The organism is Kitasatospora sp. NPDC056446 (assembly GCF_042796115.1).
GTDB lineage: Bacteria > Actinomycetota > Actinomycetes > Streptomycetales > Streptomycetaceae > Kitasatospora.
Genome location: NZ_JBHTRF010000093.1, coordinates 1982 through 19546, shown reverse-complemented (window position 1 = coordinate 19546; position 17565 = coordinate 1982). Strand labels below are relative to the sequence as shown.

Here is a 17565-nt window from a genome sequence, read left to right as displayed (position 1 = left end):
CTGCGGGGGTCCAGGAAGCCCGATATTTTGACAGTCGACTCTCATATGGGAGTCTGGTGTCAGATTCATGGTTCGGTTCTCCTGGAGGTTGGCATGGCGTGCCCTTCGTCGGCGCTGTCCCGTTCGCGGCGCTGGTGGGCACTGGCGGCCCTGGTGGCCTGCAATCTGCTGCTCGGCCTGGACACGACGGTCCTGAACGTGGCGCTGCCGTCGATCTCGGCGGAGCTGGGTGCCACGGGCGGGCAGTTGCAGTGGATGGTGAACGGCTACCTGGTGGTGCTCGCGGCCCTGATGCTTCCGGGCGGGCTGCTGGGTGACCGCTTCGGACGGCGGCGCGTGCTCGTGGTCGGCCTGGGGGTCTTCCTGGGCGCCTCGCTGCTGGGCGCCTTCGCCCACACGGTGTGGCTGGTCGTCGCGGCCCGTGCGCTGATGGGCGCGGGTGCCGCGCTGGTCATGCCGCTGGCGTTGTCCGTGCTGCCGTCCCTGTTCGGCCCGCAGGAGCGCGACCGGGCCCTCGGTGTCGTCTCGGCGGTGTCCGCCCTCGGGTTCCCGCTCGGCCCGCTGCTGGGCGGCTGGCTGGTGGAGCGGTTCTGGTGGGGCTCGGTCTTCCTGGTCAACGTGCCGCTGGCGCTCGCGGGCATCGCGGCCTGCGTCCTCCTGCTGCCGGAGAGCCGGGACCCGGCCCCGCCCCGGCTCGACGCCACCGGCGCCGCGCTGACCGTCGCGGGACTGGGCGCCCTGGTCCTCGCCCTGAACGAAGGACCCGCACGGGGCTGGGCCAGCCCGCTGGTCCTGGTCGCGACCGGGGCCGCGGCCGTCCTGCTGACCGCTCTCGTACGGCGCTGCCGCGGCCAGGAGCGGCCGTTGCTGGACCTGACCCTGCTGCGGCAGCCGGGCTTCGTGTGGAGCACGGCGGCGGCCACGCTGGTCTCGTTCGTCCTGGCCGCCCTCATGTTCGCCCTGCCCCAGTACCTCCAGGACGTCCGCGGCTACGACGGCCAGGGCGCCGGACTGGCGATGCTGCCGCTGATGGCCGCCATGGCGGCCGCCCCCAAGCTGACCGGCGCGCTCACCGCCCGTTTCGGCGCACGCGCCGTGATCGGAGGCGGGCTGCTCACCCTGGGTGCCGCCACCCTCCTCGGCACGGCCGTGGGGCAGGCGGGCGGATACCCGGCCCTGGCGCTGTGGCTGGCGCCGGCCGGCCTGGGACTCGGAACGGCGATCGTGCCCGCCGTGGGCTACGCCCTGGGCGCACTGCCCACCGAACGCGCCGGCAGCGGCTCCGGCCTGCTGACCACGCTGCGCCAGTGTGGCTCCGCCCTCGGAGTGGCGGTGCTCGGTGGCATCCTGACCAGCGTGTACGCGGCCCGGCTGGACACCGACGCCCTCCCCGCCGCCCAGGCCGTGGAGGCCCGGCAGTCCGTCGCCGCCGCCCATCTGGTGGCCGACCGCCTCACGGCCGGCCGGCTCGCGGCCTCGGCCGACAGCGCCTTCACCGACGGGACGCGGGTCCTCCTGGCGGCCTGCGCGGCTGCCGCACTGGCCGTCGCCCTGCTCGTGCTCCGGTTCCTGCCCGTCCCCGAACCCGCCCCCGAACCGACCCCCGAACCCGCCCCCGCACCGACCCCCGCACCCCGAACCGGAACCACCGCCCCCGACCGAAGGAGTGCCGAACGATGACCCCCGAGAACCCCACACCCGCCACGGACACCACCGGCGACCGGTCCGGGCTGCGGGAACGGAAGAAGGCCCGGACCCGGCAGGCGATCCGCCGTGCCGCCTACCGCCTGTTCGCCGAGAACGGCTACGACGCCACCCGGGTCGAGGAGATCGCCGCCGCCGCCGACGTCTCGCCCAGCACCGTCTTCCGCTACTTCGCCACCAAGGAGGACATCGTCCTCACCGACGAACAGGACCCGCTCCTGGAAGCCGGACTGCGTTCCCGCCCCGCCGGCGAACCGGTCCTCGAATCCCTGCGCCACGCCGTCCTCGCCACCCTGGACCACCTCCACGCCACCGACCCCACCGAACTCGTCCAGCGCACCCGCCTCGTCCGCGAGGTCCCCGTGATCCGCGGCCGCACCGCCGAACAGGCCGCACGGGACGCGGACATGCTCGCCGCCGTCCTGGCCGAACGCGCCGGACACCCCGCCGACTCCCTGCCCGTCCGCGTCATCTGCGTCGCCGTGATGGCCGCCGTCGACGAGACCCTGTGGCAGTGGGTCAGCGGCGGCCAGCAGGAAGACCTGCACGACCTCGTCGACCGGACCATGGACCTCCTCGCCAGGGGGATGACTCTCTGACCGGGCGTTTCGTCGCTGAACCCCGGAGCAGGAACGAAACACCCACACCCACACCCACACCCACTGACATGTCGACTCATCAGCCAAGCGATGCCGAGTCGGGCCGGTCGGTAGGTCATGGAAGGGCGGCACTCGCGTCCGATCATGACGACCCCGGTCCCCAGCCGGGCCGCGGGTTCCGGGAGCCGGTCGGCGGCATAAAGCGGGTGAGCCGGTGCGAGGTCGACGGTACGGTGCCCGGATGGAGCTCTCGAACCCCGTATGTCCGGCCCACGGACCTGGCATCGATCCCGTGTCATTGATCGGTCGTCGGCTGGTGCGGCTTGTGGCGTCCTGGCACGTATACGAGGGACGGGAATCCGACACCCCTGTCGATCTGTGGATCATCGATGACCAGGGGGTGTCCACCCACATCATGAGCGGAACGGACTGGTGCCTCGTGGTCGAGGCGTCCGAGCCGTACGAGGGCTACGACATGGGCGACTGGGGCCGGATCGACGTGCGACCCGTTGAAGAGGAGATCCCGCTGGCGAGCCGTGTCGGGGAAGTCGTGCTCGGAGTCCGAGAGGACTGGGAGCCGCTGACGGGGCGGATGGGCCTTGAGTTGGACTTCGCATCAGGAAGCGTCCGTTGCGAGAGCTGGTCCGGTGACCTCCGCATTCGGGCCATAGGCTCGATGCCGTGATCTCGCCACGGCGCCGGAGCCGTCCTCACTCCTTGACAGCCGGTCCGCGCACACCGCCGCAGAACGAGAGCGGGGTGCCTCGGTCGGGGAGCACCCGCCGAGGCACCATCGCCGTCAGGCTGTGCGGACGTACTCGCCGCGACGGTCGGTCAGCTTGTACCTGATCTCCGGTACCACCGGGTTCGGCCATGCCTGCACCAGGTAGAACTCCACCAGGTCGCCGTAGTTGTCTTCCAGGTCCAGGTCCAGGTCCAGGTCCTCGTTTCGGCCACGGGCGTGGACACGGAGCCGGTAGGAGCCCGCACCGGCGGCGGACAGGCTCGGGAGGTCGGTGATCGGGTCGTCCTGGAAGCCGTGCCCGACGAAGCCGGCCCGCCGGGTGGCGAAGGTCATGCTGACCTCGACCACGTCGTCCCACCCGTCGAGGTGGAGCGCTGGCTCCGCCTGGCACGGCGCGTAGGTGAGCGCGATCTTCCCGGTCGAGATGCCGGTCAGGATGGTCGCGCGGTTCTCGCCCCCGCGGGTCTGGATGAGGCCGTTCAACCCGGCATAGACATCGAGGGCGACATCGACGTCCGGGTCCTTGATACAGAACTGGCCGTGTGACACCCGGGTCTCGATCGAGAGGGCTTCCATCAGGCCGCCACGTAGAACGTGTCGCCGTCCAGCAGTCGAGTGCCCGCGTAGAAGTCGGCCAACGTGCCGCCCCCTCGACCCCGTCCGAACCGGACCTGGCCGCCGAGGAGTACTGGGAACCGGACGCCCGCGTTGATGCCCGTGTCCCGGCCGGCATCCTCGGCGTCATCACCCACGTCCGCCACTATCCCACCCCGTTCCCGTCCGTCGTCGCGTTCGACCGCGGCCCCGAGTGCGCCGTACGCGACCACCGGATCACCCGCTGCGCCGACCAGTCGCTCACCCCCGCCGTCCCGCGGTGTCCGTCCGTCGCTCGTCGGGGTGGGTGGAGCCGTTGCGGGTCAGCAGACCTTCCGGTAGGGCACCTCGGGGAGGTAGGTCTCCCAGTCGGCTCGTGACAGTCCGCCTCCGGCTCGTTCGCAGATGCCGAGGGCTTCCTGGGCGGGGGCGACGGTGGTCTCGTGCGCGGGCACGTGCTCGGTCGCTGTGCGCAGTGTGCGGTCGTCGGGGCTGAATGCCAGGGAGAGGGCGGCGCCTCCTGGCACCGGGAGGGCGGGGCCGAGTGGTTGGTGGGATGCGAGGTCCCACATCCGCACCGTGCCGTCGGTTCCCGAGGCGGCCAGGGTACGGCCGTCATGGGAGAAGGCGAGTGCGGAGATCGGGTGGAGCGTCCCTGTGGTGTCGGGACGGAAGGTGCCGGGCAGGACACCCAGGTTCCGCTCTGCATTGCCGTCCCAAAGGCTGACGCGGCCGGCTTCGTCGCCGGTGGCCAGGTACGCGCCGTCCGGGCTGAACGCCACGGCGTGGGTCATGCTCTGGGTGAGCGTACGAGGGATCACCAGACCGGACGCCAGGTTGGCGACTTGATTGTGCGAGGTGACGATGAGCCGTCCGTCCGGTCGGACGGTGAGTCGGTCTCCCCCGATGCGGGCGATCCGGCCCGTCCTGGTTTGCCGGGACAGATCCCAGACCTCCACCGAATCCATCTGTATCTGGCGTGATGCCAGGAGTGACTTTCCGTCCGGTGTGAAGGCGATCGCGTCGACGGTGCTCCCCGGGAACGAATCGGGAGCCGAGAGGTCAAGGGTCGCGGACGTGCGGCCGGCGGAGATGTCCCAGATGAACACACGTGATGGTGGGGGAGAATCGATCGAGGTGTGGTCGACGACGCCATAGGCGAAGGCTCGCCCGTCGGGACGGAATGCCATGAGGAAGGTGCACGGGACGGGAGACTGAAGACCTTCGGGGTGCGACGGGCAGGACATGTCGGGCAGGTCGACGACGTGTCCTCCGCCGCGCGGATCCCGAAGCCGGAAGCGATACGTTCCTGCGCCCGGGGACGACAGCAGCGTGGCAAGCGTGCTGCCGTCGGGGCTGAACATGGCGGCCGCCGCTGATTCGCCTTCCCAATTCGGGTCCAGGACATTCGTGAGGTTGAGGGTGCGGACCTCTGCCCCGGTCGATCCTTGGAGGTAGCGGATCCTGTGTTCATCCAGGTCCAGCCTGAACTGGCCGACGTCGTTGTTGGCCAGCGGATACCTGAAAACGGAGACCGATGGTGTGTCAAGGCGCCACAGAATCACCTCCTTGCCGTCCCACGTCAGCACGAATCTTCCGTCCGCGCTGAATGCCACCTCTGATATGCCGACGTGCTCGATCCGTGGGAGTTCTGTTCCCGAGGCGATGTCCCAGATCCGGACTCCCCGACTATCGGTGACTGCCAGCAGGCGGCTGTCCGGCGTGAAGCGGACAGCCTGGTTCAGACATTGTTCCGCGGTGACGGCGGGAGCCCAGGGGGTAGGCACTTCACGTTGCTCCGGCAGATTCCACACCTGAACCGGCTCTCCGGGAACGCAGAGCGCCATCAGGCGGTCATCGGGGTTCAACGACGCATCGGGGTAGGGGTATTGGGTGAATCGCTGCTCTCGCAGAATCTGTCGCGCTCTGAGGCCCGGTAGGCGGCGCAACTCGTCGTTGCTGACCTCGCGGTGATCACTGCGTTTGGTGCGTCGTTCGAGCAGCACCTGGCTGCTACGGAGATCCCGTACTTGGATCACGAATTCTGATAGGTCGAGGTCGAGCCCGTAGAGGAGCAGAGTCCGCCCACTCGGACCGAACCGGGCGGCGGTGGGATGAAGGAGAGACCCGGAACCGCTTTGTGTTGCCGGGACTTCGCTGCTGCTTTCCGTGGGCAGGTCCCGGACATTCACCTGATCGGGGCTGTAGACCGTGAGTGCCCGGGCGTCAGCACTCATGTCGGTCACGAAATAAGCCATTTTCGCCATGCCGGGGAGCGAGGCCACCTGCCGGTGCGTGTCGACGTCCCACTTCACCACCTGGTCCGAGCCGACGCTGACCAGGGTGCGGCCGTCGCCGCTGAGGAAATGCGTCTCCGGGGCAGCCTTGTCGGAGGGCGGAGGGTCGGTGAAGACGTCCTGGTCCGGCTGGACGGTGGCGCCGAGCAGCGCGGACCGTGATTCGGGGAGGTCGGCGACCTTCCACGAGGCGACACTCAGCCGCATCGCCGTGACCGGGTCCAAGGAGCGCATGCCGTCCGCCACCGCGGCGGCGCGGCGTGCGGCGGCCTCCGTGCGGCGGCGTTCGCCGGTCAGACTCTGCTGCCACGCGATCACCCCGGCCAGCAGGACCAGCACGACCAGGGCGGACAGTGTGGCCAGCAGGGTGCGCAGCCGTCGGGTGGAGCGCGCCGCGCTCCGGTGCTCCTCGTCGCGGGCGGTGAGAGCGGCGGTCAGGAACTCGACCTCCAGTGGGGTGAGGTCGTCCCGGTGCTCGACGGCCGCGAAGGCCGCCTCGGTCGCTGTCAGGCGGGCACCCCGGTAGAGCGCTCCGGGGTCACGGCCCAGGTCCTCCCAGGTCCGTGCCGCTTCGGTGAGGCGTCGGTGCCGGCGCAGCCTGTCGCGGGCGTCCTCGACCCACGTGTTCAGGCGGGGCCAGCAGTCGATCAGTGCCTCATGGGCGAGGCGGACGGTGTCGCCGTCCAGGGTGACCAGTCGGGCGCGGGCCAGGCCCTCCAGTACCGACGCGGCCCCGGAGTCCCCGGCGGTGGTTCCCAGGGACTCCAGCTCGGAGCGGTCGGCGGAGCGGCCGGTGTCCGGTCCGTCCTCTCCCGGAGCGATCAGTCGCAGCAGGACGCGCCGGGCGAGGACGGCCTGGTCCGGTGTCAGACCGGTGTAGGCGCGCTCCGCGGTGCGGGCGATGGCGCCGCGCACTCCGCCGGCGGCCTCGTAGGCGGCCTCCGTGAGTGCCCTGCCCTTGCGGTTGCGCCAGGTCTCCAGCAGGGCGTGGGACAGCAGCGGAAGCCCGCCCGGCTCGCCGTCGACCTCCTCGATGATCCGTGAGGTCAGGGCGCGTTCGACGATCAGGCCCTCGCCGGCGGCCGGTTTGACGATCGCCTCCCGCAGCTCGGCGGGGCTCATCGGCCCGACCAGCAGGGTGGCCTCCCGCAGGGCAACGGCCAGGCCGTGGTGGTCGGCGCAGTGGCCGAAGAAGTCCGCCCGGACCGCCAGGACCACCCGTAATCGGCTGTCCGGTGCGCACGCCGCCAGGAGCAGGCCGATGAAGGCGGCGCGTTCCGCCGGCTCGCTGCACAGCGTGAACGTCTCCTCGAACTGGTCCACCACCAGCACGGTGTCGCCCGTGCCGTTTCCGGGCGTCAGCAGCGCGGCGTGGTCGGAGGCGGGGCGCGGGCCCGGGGTGAGGATCCGGATGGCGGCCGGGCCCGCGTCCGTCGTGCCCCGGTCGCGAAGTGCCGGGATCAGCCCGGCACGGAGCAGGGAGGACTTGCCGCTGCCCGAGGCGCCCACGACGGCGACCAGGCGACGGGAGTCGACCAGGGCCAGCAGGTCGGCGACGAGCCGGTCCCGGCCGAAGAACCGCTCCCGGTCACCCGGTTCGAACCGGGAAAGTCCCCGGTACGGCGCACCGGCGTCGTCACCGTCCTCGGCGGCCGTCTCCCGGACGGCCGCGCGCCAACGCCGCTCCCACTCCGCGGGGTCCGCGCCGCAGGCCTCCACGTAGGCCAATGCGACCGGCAGTGTCGGGAGCTGCTGCCCGCCGGCCGCTCGCGACAGCGTCGCGACCGAATAGCGGGTACGACCGGCCATCGCCCGGTAGGTGAGGTCACCCGCCTCCCGGCGCAGTTTCCGCAACTCGAACGCGAAACGCTGGACCGGCCCTGCCGCCGGATCCAACGGGCCCTCCTGACGGCCCATCCCGCGTCCTCCCCCCGCTCGGCGACACCATCGACCCGCGTCAACCTACGGACCCGCGAGCGCCGTTGCCACGGCTTCCCGTCAGCCTGTCTCGTTCCGGCGGTCCTTCCGGCCTGCGAAGCGGCCTTTTGTTTCGAGTGGCGAGGAGGGCTGCGCAACAACCGGCCGGCCGTGAAAGCTCGGTTGTGTCAGGGCCGGAGCGCGACAACGGCCGGCCCCGGCAACGGCACGACCACGCCCCGGGGACACCACCGCCCGTACGGGCCGCGTCCGCCGCCGCGACGGCGACGGGCTCGGCCTGCGAGAGCTCATGGCCCTCGGAGCGTCGCGAAGTCCCACCGCTTCCACACCGAATGGAGACAGCAATGCGACCCGTCAAGATCCGTACCGCGCTGGCCGCGCTCGCGTCGAGCACGGCGCTCATCGGCGCCACCGTCGTCCTCGCCACGCCGGCCTCCGCCGCGCCGCAGCGGCTCAACTCCCCGGTCGACTGCGCGAGCACTCACTACCACTGGTGCGACGTCGTCCGCGGCGGCGATGTGAGCGTGGACATGAACGTGTACTGGGGAAGCGACGGTCACGAGTACGTCGACGCTTACCTCCACACCCGCCACCAGGGCCAGAACCTGTGGACCCTGACGTGGAACGGCAGCGACTGGGACTGGTACGGCACCCCCGCTGTGTTCGACGTGGGCGGCGGCTGGTGGGTGGCCAAGGACGAGGAGCGCTCCGACGCGGGCAAGACCATCAAGCTCGCCGCCTACGACTGGGACACCGGGCACTACATCTACACCAACGCGCACTGAGGCTCCCCGCTGCGGTCGGCGGCGTCTCGCCGGCCGATGCACATGCGGCGGGCAGCGCTAAGCCTGCCGGGCAACGTCAACCACCCCTCTCTCCAGGGAAGGAAATCCCCATGAAGCGCACGAATCGTACGGTCGGGATCCTGTTCGGCCTCGCAGCAGCTGCGACCGCGCTGGCCGGGCTCGCCGCTCCGACCGCATCCGCCGCCACCAACCAGGTCACGGCCGGCTGCTACGGGTCTTCCTGCAACGGACAGGACCCGGTGGACATGGGCTGCAACACGGACGCCTACACGGTGGGCTCGGTGGATTCGGCGAAGGGCACGATCGAACTGCGATACAGCCCTTCGTGCATGGCGAACTGGGCCCGAATCTCCGGCACCTCGGTCGGGCAGAACTTCTGGGTGCAGAACACGAACGGAAACATCCACGGGTGGATCGCGACCGGCTCCACCGGTTACGGCAACATGGTCAATGGTGCGGCCGAAGCGCGAGCCTGCATCGACAACTGGGACAAGCCCATCTGCACCGACTGGCACTGAGGCCCTCCATCCAGCGCTTCGATCCTTCGCATTCCGGGAATGCCGACGCGGATCATCCACCTCCACACACTCGGTCAATCACGCAAGGAGTCCCATTGAGAAAAATCCATTCGCTCCGCCTCCGCATCGCAATCACCCTGTCGTCGGCGGCCGTCGGCCTCTTTGCCTTTCCGGGAACGGCCGCAGCAACTCCGGTGAACGGGGACTACAACGGATCGTGCGGCGCCGGATACAGCGAGGTCGATTCCCTCGACATCAGCGGTTACGGGCGCACCTTTCTGACCTGGAACAAATCCAACGGCTACAACTGTGTCGTCACGCAGAAGTACGGAGCGAACGACGGCCCCGTCGAGCTCTACTACATGACGGCCTGGATCCAGCGGACCGCGGACGGCTTCGAGGCCGAGGACAAGAACCTCTACCACCACTACGCGGGTCCGGTGTACGCGAACGGGCGGGCCACCTGCATCAACTGGGGCGGCTACGTGGACGACGCACCCACCGGGGCGTACCAGTTCAGGTCGCACTGCGGGTAGCGAGAGGAAGGAGGAACGATCATGATCGTCGAAGCACTCCAGTGCGGTGGGGCCGGCTCTCGCGACGGTCCCGGACGGCTCCGGGGCCTCAGGAGTTCCGTTCCCGCAGTCATCGCGGGAGCCGTGGCGATGGGACTGCTCGCCCCTGCCACTCCCACCGCCCACGCTGCCGCGTCCGGACTCTGCGGGAACGGGTACGAACCCATCGACTCCGCGCCGATCGGGAACCTCGGAACGGCCTACCTGACCTGGAGCGCGGAGTCGGGCCGCAACTGCCTGGTCGTCGTGCGCAGCCACCCGGGCGCCGCCCTCTCGATGAATGCCTGGATCGGACGGGACGACGGTATCCAGGACATCGACTCCGGCTACTACACCTCGTACGCCGGCCCCGTCTCGGTGAACGGCCGCGGCACCTGCATCGACTGGGGCGGTGTGATCCACGACCAGGACGTCAGCCGGTGGCACACCCACTGCGACCAGGGTCCGTCCTCAAGGACCGGATCCAGATCAGCACCGAGGCGATGGTGACGGTGGCCCGGCAGGACCCGCAGGTCCTTGCGTGGCGGGTGGGTGCGCCACGAAGCACCGTGGAAGCGGGTGAGGCGAGAGAACTCCACCGCCGGGTTGTCGCAGCAACCGCGGTGAAACCGGGGAAGTTCGTCGCGTCCTCCGGCTCCTCATCCGGAGCGCCACCCACTGACACCAGGGACGGACGCGGCGAAGTCCGAGTCCGGCAACGGCTGCTTTCGGACAGCAGCACGACCACGCCCCGGCGACGCTATCGCCCTCGCGGGCCGCGTTCGCCGCTCCCGTGAAGCGCACCCGCACCCGCATCCGCACCCGCACCCGCACCCGAGACCCCACGGCGCTTGGAACGCCCCGAAGCCCCGCCGTTCCTCCTATCGACAGGAGACAGCAATGCGACCCGTCAAGTTCCGTACCGCGCTGGCCGCGCTCGTGTCGAGCACGGCGCTCATCGGCGCCACCGTCGTCCTCGCCGCGCCGGCCTCCGCCGCGCCGCAACAGCTCGAGTCCCCGATCACGTGCGCGGCCAAATACCACTGGTGCGACACCGTCAGCGCCACCGGCGAGCTCGCGTGGATGAACGTCTACTGGGGGGACGACGGTCACGAGTACATCGACTCGTTCCTCTACACCACCCACGAGGGCCAGAACCTGTGGGTCCTGACGTGGAACGGCAGCGGATGGGACTGGTCCGGTGCACCCGCCACGACCGCTCTGGACACTGGCTGGTGGGCGGCGAGCGACCACGGGCGTTCCGACGCCGGCAAGACCATCAAGCTCGCCATCTACGACTGGGACACCGGGAGTTACATCTACACCAACGCGCACTGAGGTTCCACCCTGCGGCCGGCGGCGCCGTGCAGTCCGGTGCGCACGCGGCGGACGGCGCCGAGCCCGCCTGGCGACGTCAATCACCCCTCTCTCCTCCTTCCAGGGAAGGAAATCCCCATGAAGCGCACGAATCGTACGTTTGGGATCCTGTTCGGCCTCGCGGCAGCCGCGACCGCGCTGACCGGGCTCTCCGCTCCGACCGCGTCCGCCGCCACACACCAGGTCACGGGCGGCTGCTACGGGTCCTCCTGCGACGACAAGGACCCGGTGGACACGGGCTGCAGCGCGGACGCCTTCACGGTGGACTCGGCGTCCTCGGCGCTGGGCACGGTCGAACTCCGTTACAGCCCTTCGTGCAGGGCGAACTGGGCCCGGATCTACGACACCTCGTACGGGCAGGCGTTCTGGGTGCAGAGTGAACACAACTACGTTCAGTGGCACGCGAAAGGTGCCACTGGCTACAGCGACATGGTCGACGGCTCGGGCCCCGCGCGGGCCTGCATCCCTCCCGAGACCTGCACCGTCTGGCACTGAGGTTCCGGTGCCCGTTCGGAGATTCTCGGAGCCGCAGCGACGGTTCGGTTCCGTCTCTTCAACAGGGGCAGCGGGCGGCGCCGAGGTGGGACCAGATGCCTGCGAGGCAATGCGAGAAATCCCGGCCCTCCTACCTGAGTAGTGGCCGGCCGTCGAACGGGCACGATGCCCGGTCGACGCGATGCGCCGGTCGGGTGCGGCCTTCGGCCCGACCCCGGGCGAGGCCCTCGACGCGGCGGCCGAGATGACCTGTCGTACCTTCGAGGCGCCGCTGGACCTGGCCCTCCGACTGCAGATCACTACCGAGCTCGACCCCGGCGCCGGTCAGGAGCTGTGCCGCTGACACTCAGACACCGAAGGCCCCGACCACCATCAAGTGGTCGGGGCCCTCGGCATGTCGAGTGCCGGGGCCGAACGGCTTGAGAGCGGCCTCTGTGCCGGCAGCTGGGACGAAGGCTCTTCGACGAGGAGCGTGGGTCACCGCGGCGCTCGGCCCGCCGGAGCCGGTGCTCCGCAACGATGTTCCCGTTACCGAGTACGCGGACTCACCAAGGCAGGCGCTGAACCTCACCGACGCGGTCTTGAGCGGGCATACCGGGAACGTCACGGCGGTGGCGTTCGCGCCCGAGGGGCGGCTGTTGGCGACCGCCTCCGAGGACGGCACGGCGAGACTATGGAGGGTGGCCACAGGTTCCCTCGTGGGTGCTCCGCTTGCTGGGCACCGTGACGGCGTGCGGGCCGTGGCCTTCTCTCCTGACGGACGGCTACTGGCGAGCGGAGGCAGGGACCGCACGGTACGCCTGTGGGATCCGGCTGCTGGCCTTTCCCTCGGGTCTCCACTCACGGGTTTCGTCAACGGTCTCAAATCGGCAGCGTTCGCCCCCGACGAGCCGTTGCTCGCGAGTGCTGATGGAAGCAGGGTCCGGCTCTGGCGCGCATCGACGGAGCGAGCATAGGTTTCGGCGTGGCGCCGTCGCGGCGGCGATCGGCTGCCCCAGCGACATGACCCGTCGACTCGAATCCTGATGGGCCGGACAAGGGCGTCGCCTCTTCAGTCCGATTCAGGGCAACGACTACCGGCGGGAAATTCGGCGCTCAGCCCGTCGAATCCTACCCATGTATTTTTAGTCAGGCCGTCGAACTGCAGGCGGATGTCGGCCGCCCCGGCATCCTTGGCTGACACCAGGACATTCCCGATGAATCGCCGATGACTCCGGATTCCGCCGAGATCGAAAGCTTCCCACTTTCCCGACTCGGCAAATGAATTCCTCGTTATCTTCGGAAACTGGTTCGATGAATGGGTCGGTCCAGGCTGTCCGATCCATGATCAACGTATCGCCGTTTGGGCCTGGCCTGACGAGCCTGACACACCGACCCGCCCGCCCTCACTCGGGCACGGACCGTCGTGCATACCACCGCAGGCCCGCGAAGGCCCCTCCGCCCGACCTGCTCTCATCGCCCCGGGTCTGGACGGGACGAACCGGCCGGCCCCCGAAACGCCGGCCACGACACGGTGGTCCAACCTGCGGGCCCGCGCTGTCAGTTCTTCGGCAGCACCTCGAACAGGTCGCGGCCCGCACGCCGTACCCGGTCCGTCTTGACAGGCCGTTGCGCGGACACATCAGTCCCAACCGCAGCCCTACGACGGGCGGCGACGGCGGTGCGGCCTTCGCCGCGGAGGGGGATCCGCGAGCGGGGGCTCGGCGACGTCGGTGCTCAGCGGCCGCTGCGGAACTGGAGCCGTAGGTAGGCGTCGAAGGGCTTGGCGCCGAGGAGGCGGCGCGTGTGCACCAGTGCCTTGGCCGCAGGGGTCACGACGTAGCGGGTGCGGGGCCGCGAGGACGTGGCCGCCTTCTCGATGACCGCGGCGACGGTCTGCGGCGGGGCGGACAGCAGCGTGGAGCGGTAGGAGGCCGCCATCTGCCGGTCGACGGCGGCGTTCAGCGCGGTGTAGGCGCCGGCGGGGCGACTGGAGGCGGCGAGGGTGTGGGCGGCGGTGTCGCCGAAGGCGGTGCGGATGAGTCCCGGTTCGACGAGGCTGACCTTGATGCCGAAGGGCGCGGCTTCGAAGCGCAGGGCGTCGGTCAGCGCTTCGACGGCGTACTTGCTGGCGTGGTAGTAGCCGCCGCCGGGGAACACGAGGCGCCCGCCCATGGAGCCGATGTTGACGATGCGGCCGTGGCCGGCGGCGCGCATGGCGGGCAGGACCAGCTGCGTGAGGCGTGCCATGCCGAAGACGTTGGTCTCGAACTGGCGGCGCACGCCGTCGAGGTCGGTCTCTTCGATGGTTCCGTACTCGCCGTAGCCGGCGTTGTTGATCAGGATGCCGATGGATCCGTGCTCTGCCTCGACGGCGTGCACGGCCTGCGTCATGGAGGTCTCGTCGGTGACGTCGAGGGCCAGGAGCCGGGCGCCGGTCTTCTCCAGCGCGGCGATGCTGTCGAGCCGGCGGGCGGTGGCGTAGACGGTGAGGCCGGCTCGGGCGGCCAGGCGTTCGGCGGTGGCGTGGCCGATACCGGAGGAGGTTCCGGTGATCAGGACAGCAGTGGTCATGTCGGTCTCCAGTCGGGTCCGGAGCGGGGTTGCGGTGGCAGCGAGGCCGGAGGTGAGGAGACCGATGGCCTGCTCCAGGCGCCGGACGGGGGCCGTGGGGTCGCTCAGGTCGGCCTCGAGACCGCGGGTGAGGGCGAGATCGTGGTGCGCCGCACGCCGTGGCGGGTGAAGCATCGGTAGGCCGCGGTCAGCACCGCGGCCGGCCTTTCATCGTCAGGCATGCTGACAACCCTTGCATGGAATGTCGAAATGTCGAGGTGCTGTGCGCGCGCTCCCCGGGCCGCCGGTGGCCCGGGCGAGCCGCGGGCCGGTGCCCGTCAGCACGATGTGCGAGTGGTGACGGGGCCGGACGCGGTCGCAGTCGCAGACCTGGTCGTGGGCATCCTGGACGTGATCGGATCGAGCCCGGCGAGACGAGGGCCGCTCTTGCCACCGGTCAGGAAGCGGCCGCGGCGTGGCCTGCGGGTTCTCCTGGTGACTGGCGAGCGTGTTCGAGTTACGTACGCAGGGTTCGGCGGAGGAATACTGCACCTTCGGAATGACGCTCCCTGCCAGTCGGTGCCGACACCTGGACCACGGACAAGCGCCGTGCCTTCGCCAATGACCTGACCCACAGCCAGCTGGTCGCGGTCTCCGCCGCCTCGAACAGGAGCAAAGCCGACAAGGGAGCGGACGCCTGGCGCCCGCCGCTGCGGTCGTTCTGGTGCAACCTACTCCCGCGCCTGGACCGACATCAAGTACATCGACGGCCTCAGCACCACCCAGGCCGAAAAGAACGCGCTCACCGAGATGCTCGGCACCTGCGCGTAAGCCGTCCGCGCCGCCCCACCGAGATCACGGGCGCCCACGCCGCGGGCGAACGCCCGCTCCATCACCCGTGTCCGACTCCGCGCGGCGACGGAGTGGTGAGGGAGTTTCGCTGACGAACACCCATCGTGGCGCGAGCGACCCGATGTCAGGAGAATGCCAGATTGCCGCATTTTTCGATCGATGCTCATATCGGCCCGGGCTTCAGGTTCGCAAGCGCACAGAGAGCCTTCTTGGTCGAACCTTTGGCCGGTTTGACGGTGGCTTGAAACGCCGTCCGGCATGTTTGATGCACTCGAACTACTGTCCCACCCACAGAACAGGAGAGGCTAGTGAACTGCGCAAGGCAACGGCGGCCTGCGTCCTCGCATCGGCGCTCGGTCTGACGCTCGGAACCGCTCCGACAGCTTCGGCTTCGCCCGAGGAGACGCTGGTCGTGTCCAGCGTGCCGTCATTCGCGGAAGGTGCCGCCAGCACCGCCAAGCCCGCGGCCGCGCTTCTCGCGGACAGCGCGGCGGGCAAACACCTGCGGAACCGCAACAGCAACAAGTGCCTCGTCGTTCAGGGGGACGCCGGCGGGGCCGTACCGTTCCAGTACCAGTGCTCGGACTTCTACGACCAGGCATGGGGCTACATCTCGATCCGCCCCGGCCTCAACCTGATCAAGAACCTGAACAGCAACAAGTGCATTGCAGCGCAGGGAAACTCCGAGGGGACCCAAGCCATCCAGGTGGATTGCAACGGAACCTTCTCGGACCAGGTGTGGTACACGCAGCTGGGCTGGTACAACGGCGAGCAGCTCGTCCAGTTCAGCAAGTCGGGCACGAACCTCTCCCTGGCCGTCCAGGGGTACGCGGACGGGAACCAGCTGATCCAGGTGACGACCGGCGCCTTCGCCGACCAGTACTGGCGAGTCGCCTGGTAGGAACTGTTCAAGGTTCGGGTCATGTGGCCGAAGCCAGGGACTTCAGCCATATGACCCGAACCGCGAAGACTCAGGCCGGCCACGTGGCTTTCCGGGCTCCTGTCGTACCGGACTGCCAGGCCCGCGCCAGGCCTTGACCTCACACAAGCGGTGGCGCGTCCGCAGCCAGGACCTGCCCGCACGGCAGCCAGTCATAGAGTCCGAGACAACGGCCCCCGAGGCCGACCCTCGACCAGATCACCGACGAGCCCTACACCCTCACCCCCGGCGACTTCACCACCGCCCGCAACCGCCAGGCCGATGAGCCGAAGAAGACCGACCGGCCCCTCGCCGCACGCACCCGCGCGCTGCGCCGCCCCACCCGGGCAGCGTGGACCGCCAACCAGCTCGCCCTTCATACCGGGACCCTCGTCGCCGACCTCCTCAGCCTCGGGCAGGAGCTGCGCGCCGCTCAGGAGCAGCTCGCCGGGGAGCGGCGCCGGCAGCCGGCCGCTCCATCATGACCCGCGACCAGCTCCAGCACGACCTCGAACATGCCAGCCGGCCACGCCGGGCCGTGACCTGACCGGCCACTGGGCGGCCACGGCGCACCGCCGGCGCTGTCGCTGCGGCAGGCGAGCGGCTCAAGGCCGCCCGTCGACGGTGGCCACGTCGGCGGCGGCATCCGGGACGCGTATCGGCCGAAGTGGTTGCCGCCGTTGGAGTCCTACCGCTGCACCTACCTCACGGACTGGACAGCGGTGAAGACCCGTTGGCGCCTGAGTGTCGCTGCCAAGGAGCAGGAGGCGATGGAGCAGCTGGCCGCGGGCTGCCGGGACGAGGTGCTGACGGTGACCCTCGCCCGCTGACAACCGGGGGCTGGACTGGGCGCGGCGTGGACGGCTGGGTGGCCCTGGTGGAGGGCCTGATCGTCACCGTCGCCGACCGGGGCGGCGTGCCGGTCCCCGTCGTGCACGCCGAGGCTGGCACGCCGGCGCCCCAGCCTCGGCGATCTCGCCCGGCACCCCGCCTCGGCGGCCCACACCCAGGACGACCAGGACGACGGGGACGAGGGCCGGCTCGGTGCTGTCCCGGCCCGCTCGCCCCGCCGTCCGCCGCCCCGTCCCCGTGCCGGTTGCCGGTGCCGCGCGCCCGGCGCTGCCGCGGTCGCGCCCCCACCGGTCCGGCCGCCGCCCCAGTCGCCTGCCCGCCCCGGAAAATCCGGGAACGGTGTCAGTCGGGTACGGGATGCTGAGACCCATGAGCGACCCGGAACAGCAGGACGGCGAAGACGAAGCACAGGACGACGGAGAGGCTGCGGCCGCGGAGGCGGGGGCCTGCCGGGTGAGGATCCCTCAGCTGCTCCCTCGGGGCAACGACCCACTGGGCCCTCTACGGACGCAACTGGCCGGCACCGGCCGGATCGTGAACCAGCTCCTGATCGACACCATGGCGTCGATCAGGGCCCAGCAGAACGCGCAGATCGTGGCAGCGGTGAACGCCGTTGTGAAGCCGAGGCTGAACATCATCGACCCCGCCCTGATCGCTTCGATCGTCTGGCTGCCGGGGCTGTCCGGCAGCCTGCGGGGGGGGGGGGGGGGGGGTGGCAAACGGCCCCCCGCGGAAGTAGGACTTTTATTTGGGGGGTGGGGGCGAGATCCGGGAGAGGGGACA

At 69.9% G+C, this 17565-nt stretch carries 18 protein-coding genes; 14 read left to right on the top strand and 4 right to left on the bottom strand.

The window, feature by feature from the left end:
* Positions 1 to 93 precede the first annotated feature (93 nt).
* From ACFQ6N_RS35465 to ACFQ6N_RS35455, 3 genes are all read left to right on the top strand, one after another.
* Positions 94 to 1680 carry an MFS transporter gene (locus ACFQ6N_RS35465; protein ID WP_380658058.1) on the top strand — a complete coding sequence of 529 codons (1587 nt, stop codon included), beginning with the start codon at positions 94 to 96 and terminating at the stop codon, positions 1678 to 1680.
* Positions 1677 to 2303, top strand: a complete 627-nt coding sequence (locus ACFQ6N_RS35460) for a TetR/AcrR family transcriptional regulator (protein WP_380658057.1) — start codon at positions 1677 to 1679, stop codon at positions 2301 to 2303. The genes ACFQ6N_RS35465 and ACFQ6N_RS35460 overlap by 4 nt, the downstream gene beginning before the upstream one ends.
* A 241-nt stretch (positions 2304 to 2544) precedes the next feature.
* Complete coding sequence (locus ACFQ6N_RS35455; RefSeq protein ID WP_380658054.1) at positions 2545 to 2988, top strand: hypothetical protein; 444 nt, start codon at positions 2545 to 2547, stop codon at positions 2986 to 2988.
* 114 nt (positions 2989 to 3102) lie between these two features.
* Here the strand turns inward: ACFQ6N_RS35455 and ACFQ6N_RS35450 are convergent, their stop codons facing one another.
* The 3 genes from ACFQ6N_RS35450 to ACFQ6N_RS35440 form a co-directional block, all read right to left on the bottom strand.
* Entirely contained in the window at positions 3103 to 3624 is a 522-nt protein-coding gene (locus tag ACFQ6N_RS35450) for a hypothetical protein (RefSeq protein ID WP_380658052.1), read from the bottom strand.
* Positions 3624 to 3875: a hypothetical protein gene (locus ACFQ6N_RS35445; protein ID WP_380658050.1), complete on the bottom strand. Its 252-nt coding sequence runs from the start codon at positions 3873 to 3875 to the stop codon at positions 3624 to 3626. Before ACFQ6N_RS35445 ends, ACFQ6N_RS35450 begins: the two co-directional genes overlap by 1 nt.
* A 90-nt stretch (positions 3876 to 3965) precedes the next feature.
* Positions 3966 to 7856 (bottom strand): helix-turn-helix domain-containing protein, encoded by a 3891-nt coding sequence (locus tag ACFQ6N_RS35440; protein WP_380658048.1) that lies wholly within the window; start codon positions 7854 to 7856, stop codon positions 3966 to 3968.
* Positions 7857 to 8221: 365 nt separating this feature from the next.
* Between ACFQ6N_RS35440 and ACFQ6N_RS35435 the strand changes: the two genes are divergently transcribed.
* The 8 genes from ACFQ6N_RS35435 to ACFQ6N_RS35400 all read left to right on the top strand — a co-directional run bounded on the left by ACFQ6N_RS35435 (position 8222) and on the right by ACFQ6N_RS35400 (position 12583).
* Positions 8222 to 8662 carry a hypothetical protein gene (locus ACFQ6N_RS35435; protein WP_380658047.1) on the top strand — a complete coding sequence of 147 codons (441 nt, stop codon included), beginning with the start codon at positions 8222 to 8224 and terminating at the stop codon, positions 8660 to 8662.
* A 110-nt stretch (positions 8663 to 8772) separates the two neighbouring features.
* Positions 8773 to 9201: a DUF2690 domain-containing protein gene (locus tag ACFQ6N_RS35430; protein WP_380658044.1), complete on the top strand. Its 429-nt coding sequence runs from the start codon at positions 8773 to 8775 to the stop codon at positions 9199 to 9201.
* A 194-nt stretch (positions 9202 to 9395) separates the two neighbouring features.
* Positions 9396 to 9737, top strand: a complete 342-nt coding sequence (locus ACFQ6N_RS35425; protein ID WP_380658042.1) for a spore-associated protein A — start codon at positions 9396 to 9398, stop codon at positions 9735 to 9737.
* A gap of 129 nt (positions 9738 to 9866) precedes the next feature.
* The gene (locus ACFQ6N_RS35420) at positions 9867 to 10265 is read left to right on the top strand and encodes a spore-associated protein (RefSeq protein WP_380658041.1); all 399 of its coding nucleotides are present in this window, start codon (positions 9867 to 9869) and stop codon (positions 10263 to 10265) included.
* A 390-nt stretch (positions 10266 to 10655) separates the two neighbouring features.
* Complete coding sequence (locus ACFQ6N_RS35415; protein WP_380658038.1) at positions 10656 to 11093, top strand: hypothetical protein; 438 nt, start codon at positions 10656 to 10658, stop codon at positions 11091 to 11093.
* Positions 11094 to 11210: 117 nt separating this feature from the next.
* A complete protein-coding gene (locus tag ACFQ6N_RS35410) occupies positions 11211 to 11627 on the top strand; it encodes a DUF2690 domain-containing protein (RefSeq protein WP_380658037.1) in 417 nt (138 codons plus the stop codon).
* Positions 11628 to 11808: 181 nt separating this feature from the next.
* Positions 11809 to 11970 carry a hypothetical protein gene (locus ACFQ6N_RS35405; protein WP_380658035.1) on the top strand — a complete coding sequence of 54 codons (162 nt, stop codon included), beginning with the start codon at positions 11809 to 11811 and terminating at the stop codon, positions 11968 to 11970.
* Positions 11971 to 12028: 58 nt separating this feature from the next.
* A complete protein-coding gene (locus ACFQ6N_RS35400) occupies positions 12029 to 12583 on the top strand; it encodes a WD40 repeat domain-containing protein (protein WP_380658033.1) in 555 nt (184 codons plus the stop codon).
* A 760-nt stretch (positions 12584 to 13343) separates the two neighbouring features.
* Here ACFQ6N_RS35400 and ACFQ6N_RS35395 read toward each other — a convergent pair.
* Positions 13344 to 14180 (bottom strand): oxidoreductase, encoded by an 837-nt coding sequence (locus ACFQ6N_RS35395; RefSeq protein ID WP_380658029.1) that lies wholly within the window; start codon positions 14178 to 14180, stop codon positions 13344 to 13346.
* Positions 14181 to 15423: 1243 nt separating this feature from the next.
* Between ACFQ6N_RS35395 and ACFQ6N_RS35390 the strand changes: the two genes are divergently transcribed.
* From ACFQ6N_RS35390 to ACFQ6N_RS35380, 3 genes are all read left to right on the top strand, one after another.
* Entirely contained in the window at positions 15424 to 15912 is a 489-nt protein-coding gene (locus ACFQ6N_RS35390) for an RICIN domain-containing protein (RefSeq protein WP_380658028.1), read from the top strand.
* A gap of 698 nt (positions 15913 to 16610) precedes the next feature.
* Entirely contained in the window at positions 16611 to 16760 is a 150-nt protein-coding gene (locus tag ACFQ6N_RS35385; protein ID WP_380658026.1) for a hypothetical protein, read from the top strand.
* Between the two features lie 391 nt (positions 16761 to 17151).
* Positions 17152 to 17565, top strand: a 414-nt coding sequence (locus tag ACFQ6N_RS35380; protein WP_380658025.1) for a hypothetical protein, incomplete at its 3' end; no start/stop codon positions are given.